Here is a 23,709-nt window from a genome sequence, read left to right as displayed (position 1 = left end):
AGTGAACATGGAGCTCAGGCATCTCCACGTCGTGCTGACCGTGGCGGAAGCGGGCAGCATCAGCCGAGCCGCCTCACTGCTGAAGATCGCGCAGGCCGGGTTGACCGCGCAGTTGCGGCGCATCGAGCGGGGCTTCGGTGGTCCGTTGTTCCTGCGGCGCACCGACGGCGTCGAGCTGACCGAACTCGGCCGCCACGTCGTGCTGCGATCCCGCGACCTGGTGGAACGGTTCGACGACCTGCTCGTCACCGCGCGCAAGCTGGCCGCGGAGAGCGACGTGACGGGCATCCGGCTCGGCGGTGTGGCGGGTTCGCTGACGCCGTTGTTGGTCGGCGTGGTGCGCTCGCTGCTGCCGACGCACCAGCAGACCACCCACCTCGAGCGCACCAGCGACGCCGTGCTCGACCTGGTGCGGACCGGGAAGCTGGACCTCGCGCTGGTCACGGAGTTCCCCCAGAGTCCACTGCGGATCCCCGAACAGGCCGACTGCCGGACCGTCGTGACGGAACCGATGCTGGTCGGACTCGCGGTGGGGCACCGGTTGTCGGCGCGAAACGAGATTCGGCTGTCCGAACTGGCCGACGAGGAGTGGGCGGTGCCCGACGAGAGCTACGGCGGCGGGCGGTTGAACCTGCACCTGGCGTGCGAGGCGGCCGGGTTCACGCCGCGCTGCGCGCACTTCGGGGTCGACCCGGCGTCGGCCGCGGAGCTGGTGCGCTCGGGCCACACCGTGGCGTGCTTCTTCCCGACCGGGCACGACTTGCCCGGCGTGCTGCTGAAGCCGATCGTGGGCAACCCGGTGCACCGGCGGGTGACGGTGGTGTGGCGGCGCGACTGCCCGGCGGCCGAGTACGTCGACGAGCTGCACGCGGCGCTGTTGCGCGCCTACCAGGAGCGGATCTGGGCGCACGGTCCGCGCACGGCGAAGCTCGCCGCCACCGGGCTGAGCGTGGCGGCCAGCTGAGTTCCGGACCGGACGCTCCCGGCGTCGGGGTCCCGGGCCGTGGGCCTGGGTGCCGCCCAGCACTGGCCCACGGCCCGGAGTCTCACCGGTCGTCCCGGCGGGGTGAAGTTAACGGTCTGCGGTAAAGCGGCGCCTAAACGCGCAGCGCTTCGCGGTACAGCTCGCGCAGCCGCGGTCCCGGCGGCACGCCGAGCTCGTCGGCCAGCGTGCGGCGGACGTCCTGGAAGACGCGCAGCGCCTCGGTGCGCCGGCCGCAGGACAGCAGCGCCGTCATGAGCTGCTGGCGCAGGGTCTCCGAGAACGGGTGCTCGGCGACCAGCTGCGTCAGCGCCTCCACCGCCTGGGCGTGCCTGCCCAGCGCCAGGTCGGTCCCGATGGCCGCTTCGAGGGTGGCCAGGTGGTGCGCCTCCAGCGGCGCGCAGAGCCAGGCGCGCAGCGGTTCGGACTCCGCGCCGGCCAGGGGCGTGCCGCGCCACAGGGCCAGCGCCGTGGTGTAGAGGTCGCGCCGGTGTCTCAGGTCGGCGGTGACGGCGGCTCGCGCGGTCAGGCGGCGGAACCGCAGGGCGTCCACCTGGTCCGGTTCGGCCCGCAACACGTACCCGCCGTCCTGGTGCGTCACCGGCACGCCCTCGCCGCGCAGGACCGAGATGTGCACCTGGAGCGACTTGCGGGCGCGTGGCGGCAGGTCCTCGCCCCACACCAGGTCGAGCAGCCGGTCCACCGGCACCCGTTTGCCGCAGTGCGCCGCGAGCACCGCCAGGACCTGGCCCGGCTTGCGCCGCAACGCCCTCGGCTCCGCGCCGTCGCGCCGGACCTCGACCGGGCCCAGGATCCGCAGTTCCACTCCGACCCCCAGTCGCGTTGAACTTTAACGAATAGATCTGCGACTGTGACGAGCAGTTTCGCGCGATGGTTCCGCCGGACGGACGACTCAGCGGGCGTCCTCGTCGCGCGCGCTGAAGCGCTCGGCCATCTCCACGTCCCACCAGGCGGCGAAGAACTGGAAGTCCGCCTCGCCGTCGTTGACCAGCTGGTGCTCCTCGTACGGGCGGAAGTGCACGATGTCGCCCGCCGCGAACGGCAGCCTGCCCTCGTCGACGACGATCTCGGCCTCACCGGACACGGCCACCCAGACCTCGTGCTCGCGGTGGGAGTGGGTGCTCGACGCCGCGCCCGGCTGCACCACGCACCACGAGCCGTCGAACGGCGCGTTCACCAGCGGCCACGGCATGAGCCTGCGGGCCACCAGCCCGCTGTCCCGGACCAGTTCCCGCGGGTCGAGTCGGCGCATCTCCACGGCTACCGCCCCACCACGGCGGCAGGCTCCACGTGTCCCACGGTGCTCTCCCAGGCGCCGACCGGAATCCGACGTTGTCGACGGCGAACTCTCGGCGTGGCCGCCGGAGGTTGTCGCCACGGCACGTCGGGGCGGAAACCCATTGCCACCGAACGGCCTACCGCCAGAACCTATCGACCACGGTGCGCGACGGCCACACGCTGGGGCGCGCACGTTCGCCACGAGTGCCCGACGAGTTCGGTCACCGGTTCGCCGTCCACCTCCGCCGGCGCGCGTCCGACCCGGTCGTGCCGCAGGTCGGAGGGTGCGGGCAGGCCGGACCCGGTCGGCCGGGTCGCCACCGGCGCGGCCCGCTCGCCCTTCGGGAACGCGAAAGCCCGGAGTGCCGACCGATCAGCGGTCCGCGTGCCGCAGCACGCTCTCCACCTCCGTGCGGAACGCGTTGACGCCGTCCTCGCCCTCGGGCGCGCCGTGCGCTTGCAGCAGGTGCAGCAACGCCACGCCGCTCGCGGACCGGCGGGACAGCGCGCGGAACGAGAACGCCGCCTCGTAGACGGTGACCGCCGTGGCCAGCGCCGCCGCGGCCGTCGCCAGGAACGCCCACAGCGCGCGCCGCCCGTCATCGGCGACGGCCACCGCGCCCAACGCCGCCGCCGCGGTGAACAGCAGCACCGACAGGCTCGTGGTCCACCGGCGTGCGGCGGTGTAGCGGGCCTGGGCCTGCTCGAACCCGGCGAGCCGTTCGCCGACCCGGTGGCGCAGGTAGGCGCGGAGGAACTGCTCGCGGTGGTCGTGGACCACCGTCGGCCGGGCGGACGATCCGGGACGGGTCATGTGCGGCTCACCGCTTCGTGCCGGAGCCGCGCCACGGCCGTCGCCAACTCGCGGGCGCGCTCGTCGCGCTCGGCGTCGTCGACGGCCGGTGGTGCGGCCAGGTGGTCGAAGTACAAGGCGCGCAGCTGCTCGGCCCGGACCTTGGCGTCGGGGTCGTCGCCGGACCGCGCCACGACCGCGAGCACCGCCGCCGCCGCGCCGGACACGGCCAGCAGCACACCGGGCCACGGCTCGTCCCGCAGCCAGACCTGCAGCGCGGCGGACACCGTGGTGCCGAAGCCGGCGGCGATGGCGAGCACCACGAGCAGGCGGGCGCGTTCGCGCGACCGGAGGGCGGCGACCTCGCACTCGTGCAGCACGGGGGCCACCACCTGGTTCGCCTCGTGGATCGCGTCGGCGAGCAGCGGGTAGTCGAGCACGTAGCCGGGGTCGATCACGGGGTGCGGCTCGGGCGCCCGGAACGGCACCCGCGGCCACACGGCGGGCGGCGGCACGTCGGCGTGCAGCTTCGCGCCGGGCCGGTTGCCCAGCACCCGCCGCACCACGGCCACCACCTTGTCCGCGCCTTCGTCCAGGTGCACGAGCGCGACCTGGCCGCTGCGCACCAGCACCGCGAGGTCGTCGTCGCGCTCGGCGGGGTCGGCCTGCGCGCTCCCGGCCGCGGACGGGGTCGGCGCGGTGGCGGCGGGGGCCGCGGGAACAGAAGCAGCGGGGAAGGGACCGGCGGCGTCCTTCGCGCTCCCGCTCCCGCTCCCGGTCCCGGTCTCGACGGCGGCGACCTCGGCGGCAGTGCCCTTCACACCCGCGGTCCCGGCGGCAGTGCGCTTCACGCCCGGGATCTCGGCGGCAGTGCCCTTCACACCCGCGATCTCGGCGGCAGCGGCCTGCACGCCCGCGGCTCCGGCGGCGGCGACCTTGGCAGCCGCGCCCGTGACGCGCGCGACTTCGGCATCGGCCGGCGGGGACCCACCGCCCGCGACCGCGCCGGGCGTGCCGGGCGTGCCGGTCTGGAGCTCACCGCCGGCGATCACGCCAGGCTGAGGCGCGCCGCCCGCGATCACGCCGGGCTGGGGTACACCCCCTACCACCACGCCGGGCTGGGGCGCACCGCCCGCGATCTCGTCGGCCAACCCTCCCGTGCCCGCGAGCACCAGCAGCGGCCGGTCGCGGCCCAGGTGGTCGACCAACGCGGCCCGCGCGCCCTCGCCGCCGCCGATCAGCAGCGCGAGCGCCGGGCGCTTCGACCCGGTGACGGCGTCCACCGCGCGGAACAGCGCGGGCAGTTCCTCGCCCCACTTCGACCCCGGCACGAGCACCGCCGTGTCGTGGTTCACGTTGAGCCGTACCTCACCGTCCGCGGGCTCCGCGTCCTCCGCGGCCACCCGCCCGGACGGCGCGACGCCGACCAGCCGCGGCCACCGGCCGTCCAACGACTCGGCGGCCAGGCCGACCAGGTGCGTCACGCCGACGTCGGCGCCCGCCGTGACCACGACCGCGTCCGCTCCGGCCGCCGCCGCGAGCACCGAGCGCAGCACCGGGAGCACGGCGGCGGCGAGTTCGGTGCTCAGGGCGTCGGCCGAGCCGAACACCGCCAGGACCGGGCGCCCGCGCGGCAGGCCGAGGGCACGCGCCCGGATGTCGGCGTCGGGATGGGCCAGTCGCCGCACCCGTGGGCCGGTACCCGCTGTAGGCATGCCGGGCACCCTAGCGGTGGCTCACGTGAATTTCACCCGTCCGAGGTCGGATTTCACCGCAGGTAGAGTGCTGGACGTGTCGATTGACCCCGCCGAACTGGAAATCGCCCTACGGGTGCTCGCCCAAGTGGACGAACTGGACACCGAGCACCCGGACGCGGTAGCCGTCCGCCGGGCCACCGCCGGCATCTGGAAGAGCCTGCGCAAGCGCCGCAAGGCCGACCGCCGGGCCTCGGTCACGGCCGCCGACCGCGCCGTCATCGAGGCGACCGCGACCGGCTCGCCGTCCCGCATCGACGACGAGACCCGCGGCCTGCTGCTGCGCGAGCCGGAACCCGGCGCGAAGGCGGGCACGCTGCTGCGCGCCCGGTCCTGCTACACGTGCAAGAAGCGGTACACCGAGGTGGACGCCTTCTACCACCAGCTGTGCCCGGACTGCGCGGCGCTGAACCGGGCCAAGCGCGACCAGGGCGCGGACCTGACCGGCAAGCGGGCCCTGCTCACCGGCGGCCGGGCCAAGATCGGCATGTACATCGCGCTGCGGCTGCTGCGCGACGGCGCGCACACCACCATCACCACCCGGTTCCCGCGCGACGCGGTGCGCCGCTTCGCGTCCATGCCCGACAGCGCCGACTGGCTGCACCGGCTGCGCGTGGTCGGCATCGACCTGCGCGACCCGGCCCAGGTCGTGCAGCTGGCCGACTCGGTGGCCGCCGCCGGGCCGCTCGACATCCTGATCAACAACGCCGCGCAGACCGTGCGCCGCTCGTCGAACGCCTACGCGCCCCTGGTGGCGGCCGAGTCCGCCGCGCTGCCCTCGGGACCCTTGCCCGAGCTGGTGACGTTCGGGCACACCACGTCCGCGCACCCGGTGGCGCTGGCGGGCACGTTGGCCGACACCATCCCCGCGGTCACCGCGCTGGCGCTGACCGCCGGGTCCAAGGAGATCGACGCGGGCGGCCTGGTGCCCGACGAGGCGCCGGTCAACAGCTGGGTGCAGCGGGTGGACGAGGTCGACCCGGTGGAGCTGCTGGAAGTGCAGCTGTGCAACAGCACCGCGCCGTTCATCCTGATCTCCCGGCTGCGCCCGGCGATGGCCGCCTCGCCCGCGCGCCGCAAGTACGTGGTCAACGTCTCGGCGATGGAAGGCCAGTTCAGCCGCGCCTACAAGGGACCGGGCCACCCGCACACGAACATGGCCAAGGCCGCGCTGAACATGCTGACCCGCACCAGCGCGGAGGAGATGCTGACCGAGGACGGCATCCTCATGACCGCCGTCGACACCGGCTGGATCACCGACGAACGGCCGCACCCGACCAAGATGCGGCTGGCCGCCGAGGGTTTCCACGCGCCGCTGGACCTGGTCGACGGCGCGGCCAGGGTGTACGACCCGATCGTGCGCGGCGAGCTCGGCGAGGACCTGTACGGCTGCTTCCTGAAGGACTACGCGCCCGCGCCCTGGTGAGCCGTTCGCCGCAACCGTTCACCTCAGCGTCGACCGCGACCGCCCCGCGCATTCCCCGCCGGCACCAACGTGGCTGGGCCGAACGGGGTGCGGCGGTTAACGGAACCGCGTCCGTGTGCGACTCTCCGTCGGTAGGCTGAAGCTTTCGCTAGGCCGCCGCGAGGCGACGGGGGTGGGCATGGACGGCGGGCGGGCCGGTCGAGCCGCCGCACTGCCGCGCGTGACCGGGCCGGTGGCGCCGTGGTGACCGAGCCCCGCGTCAACCCGTTCCCGCTGCCGGGCTGGGAGAGCACGCCGATGCGCCCGCTGCGCCCGTGGCACCGGCCGGCGCACCGCGACTACTACGTGCCCGTCGACGGCACCGAAGAGGCGTTCGACCAGTTCCGGCAGGAGATGGGCGACCTCGGCGTGCTGCTGGAGTACGGCCGCCTCGCGCTGGTCACCGGCGAGTCCGGGTGCGGCAAGACCGCGTTGGTCAACCGGTGCGCGGACTGGGTCGTCGGCGAGCTCGCGCGGCGGGACATGCGCGGCCTCGTGCTCGACCTGACCGGCTGCCTGCCGACCGACCAGGAGCTGTCCATCGACCAGCGCACCGCCGAGGTGTGCGACCGGATGTTCGACCTGCTCGTGGACGACGGCGCGCTGCGCCAGGAGAGCGAGGACCGGCTCGACGCGGTCCGGGACGTGCCGCGCCGCGTGTTCCCCCGCCTCGGGCAGGCGCTGCGCGAGGACGTCGCGCTGATCGTGCTGCTGCCGAGCCCGAACGAGCTGGTGGACGAGGTGATCCGCTACGCGCGGACGCTCAACAGCGCGAAAGTGCTGTTCCTGACCGAATCCGCGTACCTGAGCACGGACGAGGTGGCCGATGTCGTGCGGCAACTGGAAACCTGGGTCCCGCCGATCACCCTGCACGTCGGTCCGCTCGACACCGGTGACGCGCAGCGATTCGCCGAAGACCGGCTGTCTCGTCACGCGGAAGCGGGAACTTATCCACGGATGAGTGATGACGCGATCGAATTGGTGGCGAAGCACTGCCAATCGGTCGCCATGCTGCAGAGATTCTTACATGGCACGTACGAACACAAACGTGAAGCGGGACTAGGCTACACCGAGGCCGATCTGGTGACCGTCGAGGACATCAGGGCGTTCTTGAACACGAAGTCCCGGAATGGACCGGTGAATGGGCCATGAGCGACCGCAGCGATCTCCCGCCCTCGCGGAAGAACCCCTTCTCGCCGATGGCGGTCGCCCGGATCACGGACTTCGACGCCGACCCCGACGCGGTCGACGTGGCGATCACCACCGACGCGACGCGGCAGGCGCTCGCGCACCTCACCTCCTACCTGGACGCGCCGCCCGCGCGCGGCGGCCGTGACCGCACCGGCACCGTGGTGGCCGTGCTGGGCGACTACGGCACGGGCAAGACGCACCTCGCGGTGCGGCTGGTCCGGCACGCCCGGCAGGTGCTGGCCGACCCGACGCACGCGCTGTACCTCGACGCGACCGCGGAGAGCTTCATCGAGCTGTACCGGCGGTTCATGCAGAAGCTCGGTCGCGAGGGCGTGCGCGCGCAGGTCAGCGAGTACTACGCGGACATCGTCGCGGACTCGTTGCAGAGCAGCGGCCTGACCAGCGACATGCTGGAGTGGCTCGGCAGCAGGCAGCTGGAGCCGCAGGAGGTCGTGGAACGGCTGGGCCTGATGGAGAGCGCGCTGCTGCGCAAGGTCCAGGACACGCTGCGCGAGGTGACGAACAACAAGGACTTCGGCACCGCGCTCACCCTGCTGCTGCGGCCGGGGTTCGAGCACTCGGTGTGGTCGTGGCTGCTCGGCGGCGCGCCGGACCAGGTGCTCGTGGAACGCGGCATCGACACGCCGATCGACAGCGAGGTGGCCGCGCTGGAGGCGATGGGCGTGTTCGCCCTGCTGTTCGGCGGCAGGCAGCGGCGGTTCGTGCTGGCGGTCGACGAGCTGGACAAGATCTTCTCCGCCGACAGCCGGCCGCAGGCCAGGACCATGGCCGCGTTCCAGACGTTGTTGCAGGTCTTCGCCAAGGCGGGCGCGTGCCTGGTGCTGTGCGGGCTGCCGGACTTCAAGTCCGTGCTGCCGCCGGCGGTGCGGCAGCGGATCCCGTACACGGTGGTGATGTCGGGGCTCAGCCAGGGCGAGGTGCGCGAGTTCGTCGAGCTGGCGCAGGAGCAGGTGTTCGGCACGCGGCAGCTGGCGCCGTTCACCGTGGACACCACGCGGTACCTGCGCGACCTCGCCCGGGGCAACGCGCGCAACGTGATCCGGTTGTGCCACCGGGTGTTCCGGATGGCCGACGACCTGTCGCGCACGCCCGGCCACGAGTTCGCCGTCACCGAGGACATGGTGCGGCAGGCGGCCCGCGACCTGTTCGGGTCGTTGAGCTCGGACGACATCGACGGCGTGGTGCGCCGGCTGCTCGACGCGAACGGCCTGGACTACCTGCACCGGCACCTGCTCGGCACGGCCGAGGACTCGCTGGCGGACTTCTGGGTCACCTTCCCCGAGCACACGACCGGCTGCGCCGTGCTGATCACCCGGTCGCTGCTGGAGAACGCGGACCTCGGCGTGGTGCGGCGGCGGATCTCGGCGGTGCGCGAGGCCGAGCCGGACGCCGAGCTGATCCTGCTGGTCAACGGCGTGGTGGCGGACGGCGTGGCGATCCAGCTGCGGGAGCTGCTCGGCCGCGAGCCGCTGGTGTACGTCGACCGGACGTTCGCCGACGACTTCAAGGCGCTGGTCAGCGCGACGGGACGGCGGCCGGCCGGCGACGCGGACCCGTTGTCGGCGCTGCGGTGGCGGATGGACCAGCTGGCCAAGCAGCAGTCGAGCATCTACGGGTTCATCGAGCACCTGGCCGAGCACATGGACGGGGTGCGGGCGTCGTCGGACCGGCAGCTCGGCGCGATCCAGCGGCAGCTCGGCGCGCTGGCGGGCGGCACGCCGGGCCGGGCGGCGGAGGCGGCGACGAGCAGGCTGCCCGGCGAGGTGGAGCGGCTGTTCCGGGACGCGGTGGACGCGTTGGAGGACCTGACGCAGGTCGACGTGATGTTCGAGGAGGCGTTCGACCACGCGCCGACGGCCACCCAGGAGGCCGTGCACCGGCGGCTGCGGACGCCGGAGTTCACCCAGGCGGCGGCGCAGGCGGAGTTCATGCGCAAGGCCGTGCAGGCGTTCCGGGCCGCGGTGTCGCAGTGGTACCAGTCGGCCGAGGACACCGACGCGCAGGACCGGCTGGAGGAGCTGTGCGGCATCTACGACGGGATCGTGGAGTTCCTGCCGCTGTTCCTGCTGGACCCGCTGTTCAAGCTGCCGCCGTGGTCGGCGCGGGCGGGCGGCCTGGTGGCCGAGGTGGGCCAGGGCTCGCGCCGGGCCCGCGTGCACGAGGCGTTGCGCAACCTGAGCCCCCGCGTGCGCCGCGCGGTGTTCCGCTCGTCCCCGGCGTGACCCGAGCGTTCCACGCGGTGTTCCGCTCGTCCCCGGCGTGATCCGAGCGTTCGACTCGGGGCGCCGGAACGGGTGGGGTGAACGCTCAGGGGGTCGGCTTCACCCGGTAGGCCGGGGTCGCCTGCGGTGCGGGCGCGGGCTTGAGCGGCACGCGCGGCACGCGCTTCGGCGGTCGGGCGGGCGCCGCCGGTGCCGGGGTCGGACGGGCCGTCACGCGGTCGTAGGCGCCGTTCGCGACGGCGTGCAGCAGGTTCACCACGACGACGGCGGGCGCGACCACCGCGATGGCGCCCGGGAACGTCGGTTCCAGCAGCAGCGCCAGGATGATCGCGGTCAGGCCGTTCTGCTGGCCCAGCGCCAGCCGCACCCGGTCGCCGCGCCACCGCTTCGGCACCGTCAGCGCGAACGCCACCACGGCCTGCGCGCCGAACGCCGCCACGCCGAGCACCGCGCCGACACCGGCCAGCACCCAGCTGAACTCGGCGGCCAGCACCAACCCGACCGCGGCGAGGGCCAGCACCATGCCCGCCTGCGCCAACCCGTCCACCCACCGACCCAGGTTCGGCCGGAAGAACAAGCCCAGCAGCGCCAACGCCAGCAGCAGCGAGTACTGCACCGCGACGAACCCGACGGCCAGCACCGCCACCACCATCACCGCGCGCACCGCGTACCGGACCGCACGCCCGCCGGCCTCGGCCCGCCGCACCCGCCCGCGCACCAGCGCCCACAGCACGAACGCCACCCCGGCCAGCGCCAGGTTCAGCACCAGGTTGACCGCGAACGTCCCCACGCCGCCGACCGCGCCGCCGTTCAGCGCGAACGCGGTGATGTACACCGTGAGCAGCACGGTGATCGGGTCGTCGAACGACGCCCACGCCGACAGCAGCGCCTTCGCCGAGTCCGACATCCGCGACTTCGCGTGCATCGCGGCCACCGACAGCGGGTCGATCTGCGCCACCGCCACCGCGAGGATCAGGTACGCCGGGTCGCGGAACGCGAAGAACATCACGCCGAAGATCAGCGCGACTTTCGCCAGCACACCGAGCGTGACGGCGATCACCACGGTGCGCAGTTGCCTGCGGAATTCCGCGATCACGATCCCGCTGGTGCTCGCGTACAAACCGAATCCGAGCAACGCGGTGATGAAATACCCGTACACCGGCGAGCGGTCGACTTCGCGGAGTCCGAACTGCCAGGCGCAGAGCCAGCCCGCGCCGAGGGCCGAGAGGAGCACGGCCGAGCGGATCACGGGCGTCACCATTCCACGGTAGGCACGGGTGGATGAGCGTTCAAGGACCGATTGGAGTGAGTTCGGCGGCCAAAGCGGACATTCGATCATCCGCCGCCCGCACCCGTGACTGGTCGATCGTCACGCCGACCAGGTATTCCCCGGCGCGCAACCGGTAGTGGTAGATCGCGCCCATCTCGACGTCGAGCACGAGCCGCGCCATGAGCCCGCCGACGACGGGGCTCACCGCCCGGTTCAGCTTGGTCGTCAACGCGCCGAGCTCCTGCACGAACCCGTGGTAGAACCGGCGCCGCGCCTCCACCGTGACCTGCTTGAAGAACGGCGCCAGCGACGGGTCGCCCAGGCAGTCGACCATCGCCCGCACCTCGCCGCCGACGACGTGCGCGACCAGGTGCAGGTCCTCCGGCCGCACCGCCGCCAGGCACGCGGTCAGCGGCCCCTCCCCCGCCGTCACGTGCGGGCTCACGGCTTCGCGCACCGGCAACGGCGCGACGTCCGCCGAGCTCTCCCAGCCACCGGGGTTGAGCGAGCCGAGGCTGAGCTGGGCGCGCAGCCGGGTGGCGAGCCCGGCCACCGCCCGGTCCGCCTCGTCGACGGCGGGGTGGCCGAACAGCGGCCCGGCGCCCGCGTGGTCCAGCACCAGGCCGACGACGTGCTCGGTCGGCACCACGGAGTCGCAGAACAGCGCGCCCTCCTCGGTGTGCAGCACGGTGCGGATCAGCCGGCCCGTGCGCACCTCCTGCAACGCCCGGTCCAGCGTGGCGACCTGGAACGTGAGGTGCCTGCCCAGCCGCTTGAGCTCCTCGCGGCGGGTGCCGCCGGGCAGCGCGTCCGGCGCGGGCGGCGGGTCGCCGAGGGCGTCGACGCCGAAGTCGAACACGCCGCTGCTGTAGTGCGCGAGGTAGTGCAGCGCGGGTGTCTCCGCGATCGCCGCCCGGCACGCCTGCCTGGCCAGGTCGAACTCCGGTCCGACGTGCTCGGCCTGCTCCTCGTGCAGCTCCACGCCGCTCCCTCCTGCGCGCTCAGGTGTGCGGGATGTCGACATCGCACTCCCGCCAGTCCTGGTCGGTCGGGTGTGCCGCGAGTCGCAGGTCGTGCGCCGCCGCGGCGGTGTGCGGGTGATCGTGCCCCAGGAACTCCAGGCAGTCGGTGTGCGCCTCGGCGATCAGTTCGGCGGCCCGGTCCGCGTTCCCGGCCGCGGCGTGCACCCGTGCCTCGTCGATCGCCGACGCCAACGTCCACGGGTGCGTGTCGCCGAGCCGCGCGCGCAACGTCCGCGTCGCGGCCTCCACCTGGCTCACCGCGCCGGCCGGGTCGCCCGCCGCGCGCAGCGCCAGCCCGAGGCCGAGCTTGCACAGCGCCACGAACGGGTGATCGTCGCGCAGCCCGACGTGCTGCTGGAAGCCGTTCAGCGCGGTGCGGGCGAGTTCGACGGCCAGCTCGGGGTCGACGCCGACGCGGCGGTGGTCGGCGGCGAAGCTCAACGCGCAGCCCAGCGTGTAGGGGTGGTGCGGGCCGAGGACCTCGCGGTAGTCCCGCAACGCCTTGCCGGTGCGTTCCTTGGCCTCCTTGACCCGCCCGACCAGGCGCAACGCGATGGCGCGGTTCCACTGCACGCCGATCTGCACCTGGTTCAGCTCGTGCCGCAGCGCCTGCAACTGCTGCGACGCGTACAGCAGCGAGTCCAGCGCCTCCGGGTAACGCCCCAGTTCCCGTTGGTACAGGCCGATCTGGGCGAGGGTCGCCCAGGTCCGCGAGTCGCCCGTGCCGAACAGCCGCCGCCGCCTGCGGTAGTTGTCCTCCTCCAGCGCCAGCGCGCCCGCCGCGTCACCGGAGAGGAACATCGAGGACGCCAGGTTGTTCGCCGCGCGGCGGGTGTCCGGGTGGTCCTCGCCGAGCACCGAGCGCAGGCTCTCCCAGGTGGCCTGGTCCTCCGCCAGCGCCTCGGCGAACAGGCCGAGCCCGCGCAGGTCGCCGCCGCGGCCGCGGGCCGTGATCAGCGGGCGCGGGTGGGTGAGGTCGAGCGCGCGCCGCTGCTGGGCCAGGGCCAGGTCGTCCAGCCGCAGCGCCTCGGTCGGCTCGCCGAGCACGCGGTGCACGTTGGCCAGCTCGGTGGCCAGCCGGTTGCGCAGCGGGTCGGCCGGGCCGAACCGCAGGGTCCACGCGTCCAGCAGGGCGCGGCCCGGTCCCAGCGCGGCCCGGCGCACGCCCGCGCCGCCGTCGGTGAACAGGAACCGCACCTGGTTGACCAGCCAGCGGCGCACCTTCGGGTCGTCGCTGCCCAGCGCGCCGGACGGGATGACGTGCTTCTGCAGCTCGGCGAACCGGGCGTGCCGGGTCGGCGAGTTGTCCTCCACCTCGGTCGGCGCCACCGCGGCCAGCGCCCGCAGCACGTCGGCCCGCCGCTCCTCGCGCTCGGCCCTGGTCATCCGGTCGCGCAGCGCGCGCTGCACCACGCGGTGCAGGCGCAGCGAGTACTGGTCGCCCCAGTCGACGCGGAACAGCCCGTACCGCGCGCCGTACCAGAGCACCCGGTCGATCTCGGCGGCGTCCAGCTCCAGCGGCTCGGCGTCCACGCCGCCCGCCGCGATCACCCGGCCGAGGAACGCGGGCGAGCGCACCAGGCCCAGGTTCGCGCCCTCCGGCGAGAGGAACGCCGACAGCTCCGCGACCAGTACCGCCAACCGGCCGGTGCCGTTGCCCCGCAACGCGTCCACCGCGACGTCGACGACCCGCGCCACACCGTCCACTTCGGACCGGCCGAGGCGTTCGAACAGGGTGCGCGTGGCCCAGGTGGCGGCGTCGGCGTCCCGGGAACCCGCGCCGACCTCGGTCCGCGCCGTCTCGCCGAGCCAGGACGACGCCAGGTCCAGCGCCAGCGGCAGGTGGTCGACGGCCTCCGCGACCCGGCCGGCGTCCTCCGCGGTCAGCCCCGGCACCCGGTCCAGCAGCAGGCGCACGCTGTCCTCGGCGCGCATCGGCACCAGCTCGACGGCCTGGCCGGCGCCCGGTCCGGACGTGATCAGCACGTGCCCGGTGGCGCCGCCGGGTAACAGGTCGGCGAGCACGTCCGGGTCGTCGGCGTTGTCGTAGACCAGCAGGAACCGCGCGTACGCCGGGTCGTCCGACAGCCGCTCCAGCGCGGACAGCGTGCCGTAGTCGGTCGAGCCCGGCTGGCGCAGCCGGACCGCCAGCTCGGCCAGGCCGCCGAGCACCGACTGCCGGTCGTGCGCGGACAGCCACCACACCGCCGCGTAGTCCGACGAGAACCGGTAGGCGTACTCCAGCGCCAGCTCGCTCTTGCCGACGCCGGGCACGCCGTTCACCGTCACCACGGCGCGACCGTCGCCGGCCGCCGCGAACTGGTCGCGCAACGCCTCCAGGTCCTCGTCCCGGCCGACGAAGCCGGGGTGGCGCGGCGGCAGCTCGAACACGGCCGGGTCGCTGCCCGGCACCCGCATGCCCGGCTCGTGCACCGTGCCCGGCCGGTCGATCAGGCCGAAGTGGCCCAGCAGCCGGGCGCTCAACGTCTCCGGGGTGTGGTCGTGCACGGCCAGCCCGCCGTCCGCGGGGCCTTCGTCGGACAACCGCAGCCGCAGCACGGTCAGCGGCAGCGCGGGCAGCTCCACCGGGCCCAGGTGCGGCGACGACAGGATCAGCACGCCCGGCGGCACGTCGGCCTCGAACCACCCGCGCGCCTCGGACAGCCGGGCCACCTGCGCGCCCGCGCGTTCCAGCTGGCCGCGCACCCAGTCCGCCCAGGGCCGGTCGCGCGGCGCGTACACCAGGACCACGCGGTCCGGCGCGGTGGTCGACGTCAGCCCGAACACCCGCCGGTAGCGGGCGCGCAGCACCGGCGACACCGAGACCACCTCGGTGACCGCGCCGCCGGTGACCGCCGCGGCCAGCCTGCCGTACTGGGCCTCCAGCGCGCCGCCGCTGGTGGGCTCCTCCACCAGGATCGCCAGCAGCGGGTCGAACGCGTCGAACGGGCGGTAGGGGATCTCGATCGTGCCGCCGTCGGGCACCCGTTTCGCCTGCCCGGCCAGCAGTTCGGCGAACGCGGCGCGGATCGCGGACCGGATGCGCTGCGCCCGCGACAACTCGTCGGCGTCGTCGAACAACGTCGCCACCGGCACCACGTCGATCCGGATCGGCGCGCGCTTGCGCAGCCGCGCGGCCAGGTCCGCCGCGTCGGCGATGGCCCGGGGACGCGGGCGGAAGCACACCACCGCCAGCTCGCACAGCGTCGCGATCAGCGTCAGCGACTCGTCGCCCGCCCCGGTCGGCGCGTCGATCAGCACCTGGTCGTAGTCGGACTCCGCCAGTCGCGCGCGCAGCTCGGCGATCGCGCCCGCGTCACCGTGCCTGGTCTCGGGTTGCGGCCGGCCCGCCGCGTCGACCGGCATCGGCGACACCACGTCGATGTGGCCGGGGACCGTGACGTCGCCCGCCGGCGGCGCGAACCGCTCCACGACGGGCGCCGGGTCGTCCTCGCGCAGCGGGTCCGCCCGGTACGCGGCCAGCAGGCCGCGGCCCAGCGCGTCCGGCAACCCCAGGCGGGCCACCAGGAACGGCTCCAGGTACTCGCGCACCCGCGGCACCTCGGAACCCCAGTCCACGACCAGGACCCGTTGCCCGGCCGCGGCCAGCGCCCACGCCAGGTTCGCCACCGCGCTCGTGCGGCCGGTCCCTCCGGTCGCCGACAGGAAGGCGGTGACCCCGGTGGGGCCCGGTGTGGTGCGCGGGGTGCTCATCTGCTGCTCCAGAGCGGCGGGGGGACTTGGGAATACCGGTTGCGCGGGCCGCGCGCCCGCGACTCAGCCGCGTTTCACCCGAACGGCAGCAGGCACGGTCACAAGGAGCTCTCGAAGGCCGCGAACCGGTCGGGCAGCTCGGCGTTCTCCGCGAGGATCCGGTGCAGCGCGGCGCGCAGCGCGGTGTCCGGCAGATCCGCCAACCGGGCCAGGTCCACGCCCGTGACGTCCAGGAGTTCGGACTCCAGGACGGGTTCGGAAGTCATGTCCGACCTACCCCCTCACCGCAATGCTGCGGGTTTCACCGCAGCCGCCTGATTGCCGGCGAACGCCGACGGCGCACTTCCCATCGTAGTGAACGACAACGGTCACCGTCGGGAATCCTCCGATTGGCGGAGGTAGCGGGCGGCGCGCTGTGTTTGATTGCTGGTGGGGTCTCCGGTTTGCTTGTGGCGCGGGGAATGTCGGGGGTGGTGGCGGTGAACTCGGGGAATGGGTTGCCGTTCCGCCAGTTCGTGCTCAAGGTGCACGGCAGGTGCAACCTGGCGTGCGACTACTGCTACGTCTACGAACTGGCCGACCAGCGGTGGCGTTCCCGGCCGCGGGCGATGTCGCCGGAGATCGTCGCGCACACCGCCGAACGGGTGGCCGAACACGTGCGCGGACACCGGTTGTCCGAAGTCGAAGTGGTGTTGCACGGCGGTGAGCCGCTGCTCGCCGGACGTGCCGCGATCGAGTCGATCGTCACCCGGTTCCGCTCGGTCGTGCCCGCGCCGGTGCGGTTCACCGTGCAGACGAACGCGACATTGCTGGACCGGGAATTCCTGGAGCTGTTCTCCGCGCGCGGTGTTCGGGTCGGGGTGAGCGTGGACGGCACGCCGGAAGCGCACGACCGGCACCGCGTTCGGCCGGACGGCGGCGGCAGTTGGGCGGCGGTGCGGGCGGCGTTGACGGCTTTGCGCTCGTTCCCGGAGGTGTACGGCGGCCTGCTGTGCGTGGTGGACGTCGCTGAAGACCCGGTGCGCGTCTACGAGTCGTTGCTGGAATTCTCGCCGCCCGCGGTGGATTTCCTGCTGCCGCACGGCAACTGGTCCGCGCCGCCGCCGGGACGGGTCGCGGACGACGACTCCACGCCGTACGCGGAGTGGCTGATCGCCGTGTTCGACGTCTGGTACGGCAGGCCGCGCACGCGCGTGCGGCTGTTCGAGGAGCTGCTGGCGGTGTTGCTCGGCGGGCGGTCCGGGGTGGAGGGGATCGGGTTGAGCCCGTCGGCCCAGGTGGTGGTGGAGACCGACGGCACGATCGAGGCCTCCGACATCCTGGCGTCGTCCTCGCCGGCGGCCTCGGCGACCGGGCTGCACGTGGCGCGCGACCCGTTCGACGCGGCGCTGGACCTGCCGGCCGTGCGCGCCGGTCGTGCCGGGTTGGCCGGGTTGTCGGAGCAGTGCCGGCGGTGCCCGGTGGTGTCGGCGTGCGGCGGCGGGTTGCGGGCGCACCGGTTCCTGGAGGGCGCCGGGTTCGACCGGCCGTCGGTGTACTGCCCGGACCTCGTGCGGCTGATCGGGCACGTGCGGTCGCGCGTGGCGGCGGACCTGGCGGCGCTGGCGTGACGGTCGGGCCCTTCCGGGTTTCCGCTTCGGACTTCGCCGCCCTCGCGCGGGGCGGTGGTGGTGCGGCGGTGCGCACGTTGCGGCTGGCGCGGCGCAGCCGGACGTTGCTGCTGATCAGGTCGATCGCGGCGGACCCGGCGGCGCGGGAGGCGTTCTCGTTGCTGCGCGAGGTGGCGCGGGTGGCGCCGGAGGCGGTGGACCGGGTGCTCGACCACCCGTCGGTCGGCGCCTGGGCGACGCGGACGGCGTTGGCGGTGCGTCGGGGCGACGAGGCCCGGCCGGCGGAGCTGGCGTTCACGGCGGCCGCGGCGGCGGTGCGCGCGGGGGTGGCGGTGGACCTGGAGTTCCCGCCGGTGGAGGTGTTCTCGCTGCCGTCGTTGGGCGTGGTGGTGGGGCCGGGGTTGGCCTACGAGCCGTTGCCGGAGATCCGCTTGGGCGCGCACACCCTCCAGGTGGACCTGTGGGCCGGTGGCGGCGTGCCCGACGAGCTGCCGGTGGCCGCGTCGGTCGACCTGCCGCGGTGGCGGGACGCGCTCGGCTCGGCGTGGGACCTGCTGACCCGGGACCACCCGGCGCTCGCCGCGGAGTTCGCCGAGGTGGTGTCGGTGCTGACGCCGATGCCGTCGTCGCCGACGGGCACGAGCAGCGCGACGTTGGCCGACGCGTTCGGGTGCGTGTTCCTGTCGCCGACGCCGGACGCGGAGACGTTGGCCGTGACGCTCGCGCACGAGGCGCAGCACAGCAAGCTGGTGGCGTTGATGGACCTGTTCGCGCTGGTCAAGCCCGGCAGCGAGGCCCGGTTCTACGCGCCGTGGCGGGAAGACCCGCGGCCGGCGGCCGGTCTGCTGCACGGCACGTACGCGCACCTGGGCGTGGCGGGCTTCTGGCGCTCCCGCCCCGGCATGGCCGCGCGGGTCGAGTACGCGCGCTGGCGTTCCGCGGCCCTGATCACCGCCGAGACCCTGCTGGCCGGCGACGAGCTGACCCCGACCGGCACCCGGTTCGTCACCGAGCTGGCCACCGTCCTGCGCGCCTGGTGCGCCGAACCCCTCCCCCCGGCCGCCGAGGCCGTGGCCGCCGCCGAAGCCGCCGCCCACCAAGCCCGCTGGCGAGCCACCAACGGCCCCCTCCCCCGGACCTGACCCCCGAACGCAGGACCCACCGGCCTTCGACACCCGGCACCTGAACGCGCAGGACGCAGGACGTGGGCCAGGTGGCGGAGGCAGCAGTCCGGCGACTCGCCGTGCGCGGTCCGCCGGGTTCGCCGGTCCGGCCGCGATACTGCCCGCCATGCTCACCGCCGACGGCCACCTGGTGCACTCCCCGGCGGACCTGGTGGACCTGTTGGAGTGCGACCACCGCGCCCGGCTCTCGCTCGCCCTGGCCACCGGCCTGCCCGGCGCGCCCGTCCCGGACGCCCAGCCCGACACCCTCGCCACCCGGCACGGCCACGCGCACGAGCAGGCCGTGCTCGCGAGGTTCCGCGCCGAGCACGACGTGGTCGAGATCGGCCAACCCGCGCCCACGCACGCCGCCCTCACCGAAGCGGCCGAGGCGACCGCACGGGCGATGGCGGACCGCGCGCCGGTGATCTACCAGGCCGTCTTCTACGCCGACGGCTTCCACGGCCGCGCCGACTTCCTCGTCGCCACCGACCGGGGCTACGAGCCGCACGACGCCAAGCTCGCCCGGCACGCCACCCCGGCCGCCGTCGTCCAGCTCACCGCCTACGCCAACGCCCTGCGCGACCACGCCGGCCCCGCCATGCACCTCCTGCTCGGCGACGGCACCACCAAGACGTTCCAGGTCGCCGACTTCCTCCCGTTGGTCCGCGACCTCCAGACCCGCCTGAAAGCACGCCTCGCCGCACCACCGGCCCTGCCCGAACGGCTCTGGGACGACGAACGCCCGGCGTGCGCCACCTGCCGCTTCGGCAGGCACTGCGCCACCGGCCGGGAACGGGACCGCGACCTCTCCCTGGTCGCCGGCATCCGCACCGACCAGCGCCGCAAGCTCGTCGCCGCCGGCCTCGGCACGATCGACGCCCTCGCCAACGCCACCCGCGCCGACCGCCCCGCGACGATGTCCGCCGCCACGTTCACCGGCCTGCGCGCCCAGGCCGCGCTCCAGGTCATCCAGGACGACTCCCGTACCGACGACGACCCGATCGGCAAGGTCGCCTACGAGGTCGTCGGGCCGGAAGCCCTGGCCACGCTGCCCGTGCCCAGCCGCGGCGACCTGTTCTTCGACATGGAGGGCGACCCGTTCGCCCTCGACGGCGAGGGCCTGGAGTACCTGTTCGGCGTGGTCGACGCGGACGAGCGCTTCACGCCGTTCTGGGCGCACACCCGCCCGCAGGAGAAGGTCGCGTTCGAGCGGTTCGTCGACCACGCCACCCGGACGCTGCAAGATCACCCGGACGCGCACGTCTACCACTACGCGCCGTACGAGGTGAACGCGCTCAAGAAGCTCGCCGCCCTGCACGGCACGCGTGAGGAGGCCGTCGACCACCTGCTGCGCTCCGGCGCGCTGGTCGACCTCTACGCCGTCGTGCGCAAGGCCCTGCGCGTGTCCCAGCGGTCGTACTCGATCAAGTACCTCGAGCCGCTCTACATGCCGGGTGCACGCGCGGGCGACGTCACCACGGCCGTCTCCAGCATCGAGGCCTACGAGGAGTTCCTGGCCCTGCGCCACGTCGACCCGGCCCGCGCCGAGGACGTGCTCACCGGCATCGCCGACTACAACACCTACGACTGCGTCTCCACGCTGCGGCTCTACCGGTTCCTGCTGGAGGTGCGCGCGGAGGCGGGCATCGAGCCGCACGAGGCCGAGCCGTCGTTCACCGAGGAGATCGAGGACGAGCTCGCCGCCCAGCGCCGGGCCGAGCGCGCCGAACGCCTCGCCGCCGTCGTCGACCCGCTGCTGGAGGGCCTGCCGGACAACCCGGCCGAGGCGACCGACGACGAACGGGCGCGCGCGCTGCTCGCCGCCGCCGTCGGCTACCACCGGCGCGAGACGAACCCGGCCTGGTGGGACTTCTTCCGCCAGATGGCCGCGCCGCTGTCCGAGCTGGAGTCCGACAGCGCGTGCGCGGTGCCGGTGTCGGTGCGGGCGCAGGACTGGGCGATGCCGTCCGGCCGGGTCCGCAAGGCCAAGCGCGAGGTGCGGGTGTGGTGCGACCCGGACCGGCCGCACCCCTTCGCGAAGGGCGACCAGGTCCGCCTGCTCTACCCCGGCAAGCCCGCGAACGTGACCCGTGACGCCGTGGTGCTCGCCGAGTCCGCCGAGGACATGGTGGTGCTGGAGAGCGTCGCGCCCGACGACGTGCACGGTGACCAGCCCCTCGCGGTCCTGCCCGGCAGCCCGGTGCAGCCGAAGCCGAAGGACGAGGCGGTCTACGAGCTGGCGCGCACGGTGGTGGACGGGCTGCCGGCGCTCCCGCCGCACCCCGGCGTCGACCTGGTCCGCCGCACGCCGCCGCGCCTGAAGACCGGCGCGCTGCCCCGCAGCGACGACCTGATCGCCGACGTGATCGCGGCCGTCGACGCGTTGGACGGCTCCACGCTCGCCGTGCAGGGCCCGCCCGGCGCGGGCAAGACGTACCTGGCGGGACGGCTGATCGCGCACCTGATCCGCGGCGGTCGCAGCGTCGGCGTGACGTCCACCAGCCACAAAGCCGTGGAGAACGTGCTGAGCGCGGCCTTGGCGGCGGGCCGGGAGCTGGGCGTGCCGATCCCCACGGCCAAGCGCGCGAAGGGCGCGCCCGCGAAGGACTGCTCGTGGGAGCAGCCGCGCGACAACCCGGCGTTGGTGCGGTGGCGCGCCGACCAGGGCGGCGGACACCTGGTCGGCGGCACGGCGTGGACGTTCGCCAACGCGGCGCTGCGCGAGCAGCCGTTCGACGTGCTGATCGTGGACGAGGCCGGGCAGTTCGCGCTGGCCGACGCGCTGGCCGTGTCGACGTGCGCGCGCAACCTCGTGCTGCTGGGCGATCCGCAGCAGCTGCCGCAGGTCGTGCAGGGCACGCACCCGGCGGGCGCGGAGGCGTCGGCGCTGGGGCACCTGATCGGCGACGCCGACGTGATCCCGCCGGAGCTCGGCTACTTCCTGGACCAGACGCGGCGCATGCACCCGGCCGTGTGCGCGCCGGTGTCCAACCTGTCCTACGCCGGGCTGCTGCACGCGCACCCCAGTGCCGCCGCGCGCGGGATCGACGGCGTGCCGTCGGGCGTGTACGTGCACTCGGTGCCCCACTCCCACAACACCACGTCGTCCACCGAGGAGGCGGACGCGGTGGTCGGCGTGGTGCGGTCGCTGATGGGTCGCATGTGGACGGACGGGCCGGACGCGCGGGCGCTGGACGACTCCGACGTCCTGGTGGTGGCGCCGTACAACCTCCAGGTGCGACTGGTGCGGCGCGAGCTGGAGAAGCACGGCTACGAGCACGTGCGGGTCGGCACCGTGGACCGGTTCCAGGGCCAGGAAGCGCCCGTGGTGATCACCACGATGACCTCGTCGGCCGCCGTCGACCTGCCGCGCGGGCTGGACTTCCTGTTGTCCCGCAACCGGTTGAACGTCGCGCTGTCGCGGGCGCAGGCCGTGGCGGTCGTGGTGTGCTCGCCGAGGTTGGTCGAGGCCGACATCCGCGGCGTCGACCAGCTCCGCCTCGTCTCGGGGATGATCGGCCTGATGGCCGACGCCGCCCCGTGGGAGGTCGAGCGGCACCGCTGAAGCCGTGCGGCGGCGTCACCCGGATCCATCAGGCTCCGGGGTGAACGCTCGGGCCGTGGCGTCCGTATAGGGGTGTGCGTTCCCCGCCGCGCCACCGCCGTCCACAGGAGCCACCATGCAGTTCGCACGGGCCGTCCGGGCACCACTCTGCGTCGCGGCGGCCGTCGCGTCCGCCGGCCTGCTGGCCGCCGCACCCGCCTCCGCGCACACCCCGTCGCTCAAGTCCGGGTGCGTCGACGGCAACGCCGTGCTCACCGTCGGTCTCACCCGGTACGACGGCCGCCGGTCCAATGCGGTCACCGTCGAGGATAACGGGCGGTCCCTCGAGGACGGCCGGTTCCGCGAGTCGTTCCGGAGGTCCTACAGCGAGCCAGGAACCGTCGAGCACGTCTTCACCGTGACCGTGCGGGCGTGGGATGACCCGAGGGGGGAACGTGGCTGGTCGTTCACGAGGCGATTGACCGCGCCCCCGTGCGTGACGCCGACGACGACCACCACGACCACCACCACGGTCCCCGTCAACACCACCACGACCGTCACGACTACGACTCCCGTCGAAGCGACCACCACCACGACGACCACGACCACGCCGCTGACGTTCGACTGGCCCACCACACAACGGAAAGCTCTGGTGGTGCCCGCCGCCGACGACCGCGGCCTGCCGGACACCGGCGCGGACGTCACCGTCCCCCTTGTACTCGGCGTGCTGCTGCTCAGCGGCGGGACCGCGGTCCTCTTCGTCCTCCGGCGACGGCTCCGGCGCTAGGTCACGGATTCACGGAAAGTAGTTACCGAACCCCGGATCGTGTTGTTATAAACCCCCCGATAGGGTGGCGCGGTTCTCCTCAGCCCTTCCCTCAGGAGCCCTCACATGCAGTTCGCCAGAGTCGGCGCCCTCGTCGGCGCCGCAGTCGCCGCCCTCGCCGCGACCGTCTTCGCCGCCGTTCCCGCCTCCGCGCACACCCCCAAGCTCGAGGCGAAGTGCCAGGACGGCACGACGACCCTCAGCGTGAAGCTCACGGCGTACGCCGAGAGCACCTCGCAGAAGTCCAACCGCATCAAGGTCACCGTTGGTGACGAAGAGCTGGAGAACAAGGACTTCGGCCGCAGCTTCGAGGGCTCCTACTCCGTCAGCGGCGACGTCAAGCGCGTGTTCGTGGTCGAGGTGACCGCGCACGACGGCAACCAGTACTCCTTCACGGAGAAGAAGACCGTCGAGGCGTGCGTCGTCCCGACGACCACCACCACGTCGCCGACCACCACGACGCTCCCGCCGACGACGACGACCGAGCCGAGCACCACCGTGCCGCCGACCACGACGGAGTCCCCGTCCTCGGCGCCCACCACCACGACCACGACCCCCGAGGTCGTGCCGGTGGCCGACACGGGTGACGGCCTGGCCAACACCGGCGCGAGCATCGCGATCCCGCTGGTGATCGGCGTCGTGCTGCTCGGCGGCGGCGCGGCCCTGCTGATCGTGCTGCGCAAGCGCGCGGCGAACAACTAGCGCCCACCGCCTCGGGGGGGGGGGGGGGGGGGGGGGGGGGGGGGGGGGGGGGGGGGGGGGGGGGGGGGGGGGGGGGGGGGGGGGGGGGGGGGGGGGAGGGGGGGGAGGGGGGGGGGGGGGGGGTGCCG

General features: G+C 73.8%; 17 protein-coding genes and 1 pseudogene. 9 read left to right on the top strand and 9 right to left on the bottom strand.

Annotated features, from left to right (window positions below; all coding sequences use genetic code 11):
* Window positions 1-7 precede the first annotated feature (7 nt).
* On the top strand, window positions 8-964 hold the full coding sequence (locus ACZ7GX_RS15660; protein ID WP_498777208.1) for a LysR family transcriptional regulator: 957 nt from the start codon (window positions 8-10) through the stop codon (window positions 962-964).
* Between the two features lie 133 nt (window positions 965-1,097).
* Here ACZ7GX_RS15660 and ACZ7GX_RS15655 read toward each other — a convergent pair whose 3' ends face one another.
* From ACZ7GX_RS15655 to ACZ7GX_RS15640, 4 genes are all read right to left on the bottom strand, one after another.
* Complete coding sequence (locus ACZ7GX_RS15655; protein ID WP_498777055.1) at window positions 1,098-1,808, bottom strand: AfsR/SARP family transcriptional regulator; 711 nt, start codon at window positions 1,806-1,808, stop codon at window positions 1,098-1,100.
* Window positions 1,809-1,895: 87 nt separating this feature from the next.
* Entirely contained in the window at window positions 1,896-2,255 is a 360-nt protein-coding gene (locus tag ACZ7GX_RS15650; protein ID WP_498777206.1) for a cupin domain-containing protein, read from the bottom strand.
* Between the two features lie 399 nt (window positions 2,256-2,654).
* The gene (locus ACZ7GX_RS15645) at window positions 2,655-3,095 is read right to left on the bottom strand and encodes a hypothetical protein (protein ID WP_498777053.1); all 441 of its coding nucleotides are present in this window, start codon (window positions 3,093-3,095) and stop codon (window positions 2,655-2,657) included.
* Window positions 3,092-4,789, bottom strand: coding sequence for a hypothetical protein (locus ACZ7GX_RS15640; protein WP_498777051.1), 1,698 nt, complete (start codon window positions 4,787-4,789; stop codon window positions 3,092-3,094). The genes ACZ7GX_RS15645 and ACZ7GX_RS15640 overlap by 4 nt, the downstream gene beginning before the upstream one ends.
* Window positions 4,790-4,865: 76 nt before the next feature.
* Between ACZ7GX_RS15640 and ACZ7GX_RS15635 the strand changes: the two genes are divergently transcribed.
* The 3 genes from ACZ7GX_RS15635 to ACZ7GX_RS15625 all read left to right on the top strand — a co-directional run bounded on the left by ACZ7GX_RS15635 (window position 4,866) and on the right by ACZ7GX_RS15625 (window position 9,727).
* Window positions 4,866-6,254 (top strand): SDR family NAD(P)-dependent oxidoreductase, encoded by a 1,389-nt coding sequence (locus ACZ7GX_RS15635; RefSeq protein WP_498777049.1) that lies wholly within the window; start codon window positions 4,866-4,868, stop codon window positions 6,252-6,254.
* 243 nt (window positions 6,255-6,497) lie between these two features.
* Window positions 6,498-7,445: a hypothetical protein gene (locus ACZ7GX_RS15630; RefSeq protein WP_498777047.1), complete on the top strand. Its 948-nt coding sequence runs from the start codon at window positions 6,498-6,500 to the stop codon at window positions 7,443-7,445.
* Window positions 7,442-9,727, top strand: coding sequence for a hypothetical protein (locus tag ACZ7GX_RS15625; RefSeq protein ID WP_498777045.1), 2,286 nt, complete (start codon window positions 7,442-7,444; stop codon window positions 9,725-9,727). Before ACZ7GX_RS15630 ends, ACZ7GX_RS15625 begins: the two co-directional genes overlap by 4 nt.
* Window positions 9,728-9,812: 85 nt before the next feature.
* Here ACZ7GX_RS15625 and ACZ7GX_RS15620 read toward each other — a convergent pair whose 3' ends face one another.
* The 5 genes and pseudogenes from ACZ7GX_RS15620 to fxsA all read right to left on the bottom strand — a co-directional run bounded on the left by ACZ7GX_RS15620 (window position 9,813) and on the right by fxsA (window position 15,999).
* A complete protein-coding gene (locus ACZ7GX_RS15620) occupies window positions 9,813-10,985 on the bottom strand; it encodes a hypothetical protein (RefSeq protein WP_498777043.1) in 1,173 nt (390 codons plus the stop codon).
* Window positions 10,986-11,016: 31 nt separating this feature from the next.
* Window positions 11,017-11,979, bottom strand: coding sequence for a hypothetical protein (locus ACZ7GX_RS15615; protein ID WP_498777041.1), 963 nt, complete (start codon window positions 11,977-11,979; stop codon window positions 11,017-11,019).
* Window positions 11,980-11,998: 19 nt separating this feature from the next.
* A complete protein-coding gene (gene fxsT, locus ACZ7GX_RS15610; protein WP_498777204.1) occupies window positions 11,999-15,385 on the bottom strand; it encodes an FxSxx-COOH system tetratricopeptide repeat protein in 3,387 nt (1,128 codons plus the stop codon).
* A 213-nt stretch (window positions 15,386-15,598) separates the two neighbouring features.
* Window positions 15,599-15,733 (bottom strand): annotated as a pseudogene (locus ACZ7GX_RS15605) (cellulose synthase operon protein YhjQ/BcsQ); the annotation flags it as partial.
* 98 nt (window positions 15,734-15,831) lie between these two features.
* On the bottom strand, window positions 15,832-15,999 hold the full coding sequence (gene fxsA, locus ACZ7GX_RS15600) for an FxSxx-COOH cyclophane-containing RiPP peptide (RefSeq protein WP_498777039.1): 168 nt from the start codon (window positions 15,997-15,999) through the stop codon (window positions 15,832-15,834).
* A 213-nt stretch (window positions 16,000-16,212) separates the two neighbouring features.
* Between fxsA and ACZ7GX_RS15595 the strand changes: the two genes are divergently transcribed.
* From ACZ7GX_RS15595 to ACZ7GX_RS15575, 5 genes are all read left to right on the top strand, one after another.
* A complete protein-coding gene (locus ACZ7GX_RS15595) occupies window positions 16,213-17,343 on the top strand; it encodes an FxsB family cyclophane-forming radical SAM/SPASM peptide maturase (RefSeq protein ID WP_498777037.1) in 1,131 nt (376 codons plus the stop codon).
* Window positions 17,340-18,485, top strand: a complete 1,146-nt coding sequence (locus tag ACZ7GX_RS15590; RefSeq protein ID WP_498777035.1) for an aKG-HExxH-type peptide beta-hydroxylase — start codon at window positions 17,340-17,342, stop codon at window positions 18,483-18,485. Before ACZ7GX_RS15595 ends, ACZ7GX_RS15590 begins: the two co-directional genes overlap by 4 nt.
* A 148-nt stretch (window positions 18,486-18,633) precedes the next feature.
* A complete protein-coding gene (locus ACZ7GX_RS15585) occupies window positions 18,634-22,074 on the top strand; it encodes a TM0106 family RecB-like putative nuclease (RefSeq protein ID WP_498777033.1) in 3,441 nt (1,146 codons plus the stop codon).
* Window positions 22,075-22,189: 115 nt separating this feature from the next.
* Window positions 22,190-22,840: an LPXTG cell wall anchor domain-containing protein gene (locus ACZ7GX_RS15580; protein WP_498777031.1), complete on the top strand. Its 651-nt coding sequence runs from the start codon at window positions 22,190-22,192 to the stop codon at window positions 22,838-22,840.
* 105 nt (window positions 22,841-22,945) lie between these two features.
* Entirely contained in the window at window positions 22,946-23,581 is a 636-nt protein-coding gene (locus tag ACZ7GX_RS15575) for a hypothetical protein (protein ID WP_498777029.1), read from the top strand.
* The last annotated feature ends 128 nt before the right edge of the window (window positions 23,582-23,709 follow it).

This window comes from Actinosynnema sp. NPDC037264, from assembly GCF_055603705.1.
The sequence above is the reverse complement of the archived record's forward strand: the minus strand, read 5'-3'. Positions and strand labels throughout refer to the sequence as shown.

Bases quoted from the DNA above. Each gene is read 5' to 3' on its own strand.
- ACZ7GX_RS15660 (WP_498777208.1), top strand. From the start codon at position 8: ATGGAGCTCAGGCATCTCCACGTCGTGCTGACCGTGGCGGAAGCGGGC.
- ACZ7GX_RS15650 (WP_498777206.1), bottom strand. From the start codon at position 2,255: ATGCGCCGACTCGACCCGCGGGAACTGGTCCGGGACAGCGGGCTGGTG.
- ACZ7GX_RS15645 (WP_498777053.1), bottom strand. From the start codon at position 3,095: ATGACCCGTCCCGGATCGTCCGCCCGGCCGACGGTGGTCCACGACCAC.
- ACZ7GX_RS15640 (WP_498777051.1), bottom strand. From the start codon at position 4,789: ATGCCTACAGCGGGTACCGGCCCACGGGTGCGGCGACTGGCCCATCCC.
- ACZ7GX_RS15625 (WP_498777045.1), top strand. From the start codon at position 7,442: ATGAGCGACCGCAGCGATCTCCCGCCCTCGCGGAAGAACCCCTTCTCG.
- fxsT (WP_498777204.1), bottom strand. From the start codon at position 15,385: ATGCCGGTCGACGCGGCGGGCCGGCCGCAACCCGAGACCAGGCACGGT.
- fxsA (WP_498777039.1), bottom strand. From the start codon at position 15,999: ATGACTTCCGAACCCGTCCTGGAGTCCGAACTCCTGGACGTCACGGGC.
- ACZ7GX_RS15585 (WP_498777033.1), top strand. From the start codon at position 18,634: ATGCTCACCGCCGACGGCCACCTGGTGCACTCCCCGGCGGACCTGGTG.
- ACZ7GX_RS15580 (WP_498777031.1), top strand. From the start codon at position 22,190: ATGCAGTTCGCACGGGCCGTCCGGGCACCACTCTGCGTCGCGGCGGCC.
- ACZ7GX_RS15575 (WP_498777029.1), top strand. From the start codon at position 22,946: ATGCAGTTCGCCAGAGTCGGCGCCCTCGTCGGCGCCGCAGTCGCCGCC.